Here is a 5,050-nt window from a genome sequence, read left to right on the forward strand (position 1 = left end):
GGTTCAGCCCCGGGGCCGAAGACACCGGAGGGGCTCCCCGCATGCGCGGTGGAGCCCCTTCCCGGTGTGCGCGTGTCCGTCGAGTGCCCGTAGCGGCGCAGGACCGCGACCGAGTGCCCAGAGGCGGCGCAGAAGTGCCCAGAGGCGGCGCAGGAGTGCTCAGAGCCTGCGCAGGACCGCGACGACCTTGCCCAGGATGGTCGCGTTGTCGCCGTTGATCGGCTCGTACGCCGGGTTGTGCGGCATCAGCCAGATCCGGCCGTCCTCGCGCTTGAGCCGCTTGACGGTGGCCTCGCCGTCGATCATCGCGGCCACGATGTCGCCGTTCTCGGCGACCGGCTGGCGGCGCACGGTGACCCAGTCGCCGTCGCAGATGGCCGCCTCGATCATCGAGTCGCCGCGCACGGTGAGCGCGAACAGCTCGCCCTCGCCGACCAGCTGGCGGGGCAGCGGGAAGACGTCCTCGACCGTCTGCTCGGCCAGGATCGGCCCGCCGGCGGCGATCCGGCCGACCAGCGGGACGTAGGAGGTGGACGGGCGGCCGGCCGTCTCGGCGGTGTTCGGACGGGCGACCTCGACACCGCGGACCTCGTAGGCGCGCGGGCGGTGCGGATCCCGGCGCAGGAAGCCCTTGCGCTCCAGGGCCATCAGCTGGTGGGCGACCGAGGAGGTGCTGGACAGGCCGACGGCCTGGCCGATCTCGCGCATGGACGGCGGGTAGCCGCGGCGCTGGACGGAATCCCGGATGACCTCGATCACCCGGCGCTGGCGCTCGGTGAGACCGGCCTCGTCGGTCCGGATGCCGGGGGGGCGGCCGGGCATCGCGCGGGCGGGGGAGGGGTGGGCGTCCTCCAGGGCGGCGGAGTGTTCGATCGGCTGGTCGGGAACGCGGGTCGCCCCGGAAAGGGCCGCTCCGGAGAGGCGATGGTCTTCGCTACGGTCCATGCTGATGTCCACACCCTGCTGATTCGTGGTGCGCTGCCCCACCTTGAACTGGGAGTGTTCCTGCACCGGGATGGTGTTGCTTTCGATCGTGTTCACGGCGGCCCCTCTCGACGGCTGTCCTCTCCCTTTTCCAGCCCAACGCGCCTCCTATCGAAAGGTTGCGCCAAACACACGTTCGAGTGAATTATTCGGGAGTTGACTGACTCGATCAAGGCTTTGTTGTACATCGAGTAAATGTTCGAGCGGAACTCGACCCCGGCAGTCTAATCGGCACCGACACGCCAAGGCCCTCACCTCCCCCAGAGGCCTAGATGTAGTGGCTACAGTCCTCTCCGTGCCCAGTACTAGTGGTCACCCCGCATGATCAGCTTGCCGAGGCCGGGGGCGCATCGCATAGACTCGACTGGTCCGAACGTTCTGCCAGGGAGGGATCCCGAGGTGCACTGCCCCTTCTGCCGGCACTCCGACAGCCGTGTTGTCGACAGCCGGACCACCGAGGACGGCAGCTGCATCCGCCGTCGTCGGCAGTGCCCGGACTGCGGCCGCCGCTTCACCACGGTGGAGACGGCCGCGCTGATGGTCATCAAGCGCAGCGGCGTCACCGAGCCGTTCTCCCGGCAGAAGGTCATCACCGGCGTCCGCAAGGCCTGCCAGGGTCGCCCGGTCACCGAGGACGCGCTGGCCCAGCTCGGCCAGCGGGTCGAGGAGTGCGTGCGCGCCAGCGGCAACGCCGAGCTCACCACCCACGACGTGGGGCTCGCCATACTCGGCCCGCTCAAGGAGCTCGACGTGGTCGCGTACCTGCGCTTCGCCAGCGTGTACCAGGCGTACGACGGACTGGAAGACTTCGAGGCCGCCATCGCGGAACTCCGCGCCGAGCAGCCCCGCACCCCCGAGGCGGACGACACCTGCGTGTCCGTCTCCGCCGCCGCGCCCTAGAAGGGTCCGGCACCGGGCCCCGGGCGGGCCCCGTCGCACCACCATGGCCCCGCGGGGCCCACGCGTGCCCGAAAACGGGGCACAGAACACTACAAACCGTGCGCAAGCAGGCAAGGTCTCCGCCTGCCCGCACACCGGAAGAACGAACCAGCAGTGCCCGGACTTTTCGGGGCACTTCGGGCGTTTGCCCAGGAGGAGGAGCGAGAAGTGACAGACACCACGAGCGGTTCCGCACGCGGGTCGAAGTCCGAGAAGGCCGCGGCCAAGGGCGCCAAGGCCCCGAAGGGCGGTCTTCGGATGGAGCGCATCTACACCACTCCTGGCGTGCACCCGTACGACGCGGTCCGCTGGGAGCGGCGCGACGTCGTGATGACCAACTGGCGCGACGGGTCGATCAACTTCGAGCAGCGCGGTGTCGAGTTCCCCGACTTCTGGTCGGTCAACGCCGTCAACATCGTCACGTCCAAGTACTTCCGCGGCGCCGTCGGCACCCCGCAGCGCGAGTGGAGCCTCAAGCAGATCATCGACCGCGTGGTGCTCACCTACCGCGCCGCCGGCGAGAAGCACGGCTACTTCGCCGGCAAGGACGACGCCGAGATCTTCGAGCACGAGCTGACCCACGCCCTCCTCCACCAGGTGTTCAGCTTCAACTCGCCGGTCTGGTTCAACGTCGGCACCAAGCAGCCCCAGCAGGTCAGCGCCTGCTTCATCCTGTCCGTCGACGACTCCATGGATTCGATCCTCGACTGGTACAAGGAAGAGGGCATGATCTTCAAGGGCGGCTCCGGCGCCGGCCTCAACCTCTCCCGGATCCGCTCCTCCAAGGAGCTGCTCTCCTCCGGCGGCAACGCCTCCGGCCCGGTCTCCTTCATGCGCGGCGCCGACGCCTCGGCCGGCACCATCAAGTCCGGTGGCGCCACCCGCCGCGCGGCCAAGATGGTCGTGCTCGACGTGGACCACCCGGACGTCGAGGCCTTCATCGAGACCAAGGTGAAGGAGGAGGAGAAGATCCGCGCCCTGCGCGACGCGGGCTTCGACATGGACCTCGGCGGGGACGACATCACCTCCGTCCAGTACCAGAACGCCAACAACTCGGTCCGCGTCAACGACGAATTCATGACCGCCGTCGAGAACGGCACCGAATTCGGCCTGCGCGCCCGGATGACCGGCGAGGTCATCGAGACCGTCGACGCGAAGAAGCTGTTCCGCAAGATGGCCGAGGCCGCCTGGGCCTGCGCCGACCCCGGTATCCAGTACGACACCACCATCAACCACTGGCACACCTGCCCGGAGTCCGGTCGCATCAACGCGTCCAACCCCTGCTCCGAGTACATGCACCTGGACAACTCCAGCTGCAACCTCGCCTCGCTGAACCTGATGAAGTTCCTGCGCGACGACGACTCGTTCGACGCGGCGACCTTCGCCAAGGTCGTCGAGCTGGTCATCACCGCGATGGACATCTCCATCTGCTTCGCCGACTTCCCCACCGAGAAGATCGGCGAGACCACCCGCGCCTTCCGTCAGCTCGGCATCGGCTACGCCAACCTCGGCGCCCTGCTGATGGCCACCGGCCACGCCTACGACAGCGAGGGCGGCCGCGCCCTGGCCGGCGCCATCACCTCGCTGATGACCGGCACCGCCTACCGCCGCGGCGCCGAACTCGCCGGCGTGGTCGGCCCGTACGACGGCTACGCCCGCAACGCGGCCCCGCACCAGCAGGTCATGAAGCAGCACGCGGACGCCTCGCTGGACGCCGTCTCCCACGACGACCTGGACGCCCCGGTCTGGCTGGCCGCCAACAAGACCTGGCAGGACGTGCTGCGCGTCGGCGCGCAGAACGGTTTCCGCAACGCCCAGGCCTCGGTGCTCGCCCCGACCGGCACCATCGGCCTGATGATGGACTGCGACACCACCGGCGTCGAGCCCGACCTGGCCCTGGTCAAGTTCAAGAAGCTGGTCGGCGGCGGCTCGATGCAGATCGTCAACGGCACCGTCCCGCGCGCCCTCAAGCGTCTCGGCTACCAGGACGAGCAGATCGAGGCGATCGTCGCCCACATCGCCGAGCACGGCAACGTGGTGGACGCCCCGGGCCTGAAGTCCGAGCACTACGAGGTGTTCGACTGCGCGATGGGCGAGCGCGTCATCTCGGCCATGGGTCACGTGCGGATGATGGCCGCGATCCAGCCGTGGATCTCCGGTGCCATCTCCAAGACCGTGAACATGCCCGAGTCCGCCACGGTCGAGGAGATCGAGGAGATCTACTTCGAGGCGTGGAAGATGGGCGTCAAGGCACTCGCCATCTATCGCGACAACTGCAAGGTCGGCCAGCCGCTCTCGGCCAAGAAGAAGGAATCCGAGAAGAAGGCCGAGCAGGCCGAGGCTCCCGCCGCGGTCGAGAAGGTGGTCGAGTACCGCCCGGTGCGAAAGCGCCTCCCCAAGGGCCGTCCGGGCATCACCACCTCCTTCACGGTCGGTGGCGCCGAGGGCTACATGACCGCGAACTCCTACCCGGACGACGGTCTGGGCGAGGTCTTCCTGAAGATGTCCAAGCAGGGCTCGACCCTCGCGGGCATGATGGACGCCTTCTCCATCGCCGTCTCGGTCGGCCTCCAGTACGGCGTGCCGCTGGAGACCTACGTCGCGAAGTTCACCAACATGCGCTTCGAGCCGGCCGGTCTGACCGACGACCCGGACGTGCGGATGGCGCAGTCGATCGTCGACTACATCTTCCGCCGCCTGGCGCTCGACTTCCTGCCGTTCGAGACCCGCTCGGCGCTCGGCATCCACTCCGTCGAGGAGCGCCAGCGCCACCTGGAGACGGGCTCGTACGAGCCGCTGGAGGCCGAGGAGCTCGACACCGAGTCGCTCGCCCAGTCCGCCCCGGTCGCCGCCAAGCCGGCCGCGGCCCCGGCTCCGGCTCCGGCCGTCGAGGCGCCCAAGGCGGCCCCGAAGCAGGCCCACAACTCCACGGAGCTGATGGAGATCCAGCTCGGCCTCAACGCCGACGCCCCGCTCTGCTTCTCCTGCGGCACCAAGATGCGCCGCGCCGGCAGCTGCTACCTCTGCGAGGGCTGCGGCTCCACCAGCGGCTGCAGCTGATCGCGCCCGACCCCGGTGGTCGCCTCCTGAGGTGAACCGCTGAAGCGGGGCGAGGACCTTCACGGTC

General features: G+C 68.8%; 3 protein-coding genes. 2 read left to right on the forward strand and 1 reads right to left on the reverse strand.

Annotated features, from left to right (window positions below):
- Positions 1–159: 159 nt before the first annotated feature.
- Complete coding sequence (gene lexA, locus ACFU7Y_RS39935) at positions 160–1,041, reverse strand: transcriptional repressor LexA (protein ID WP_374119994.1); 882 nt, start codon at positions 1,039–1,041, stop codon at positions 160–162.
- Positions 1,042–1,383: 342 nt separating this feature from the next.
- On the opposite strand from lexA, the gene nrdR reads away from it, so the two are divergent.
- Positions 1,384–1,884, forward strand: a complete 501-nt coding sequence (gene nrdR, locus ACFU7Y_RS39940) for a transcriptional regulator NrdR (protein ID WP_224281042.1) — start codon at positions 1,384–1,386, stop codon at positions 1,882–1,884.
- A gap of 207 nt (positions 1,885–2,091) precedes the next feature.
- Positions 2,092–4,983, forward strand: a complete 2,892-nt coding sequence (locus tag ACFU7Y_RS39945) for a vitamin B12-dependent ribonucleotide reductase (RefSeq protein ID WP_224281041.1) — start codon at positions 2,092–2,094, stop codon at positions 4,981–4,983.
- Positions 4,984–5,050 lie beyond the last annotated feature (67 nt).

Origin of the sequence: Kitasatospora sp. NPDC057542 (assembly GCF_042801945.1) — a bacterium.
GTDB lineage: Bacteria > Actinomycetota > Actinomycetes > Streptomycetales > Streptomycetaceae > Kitasatospora.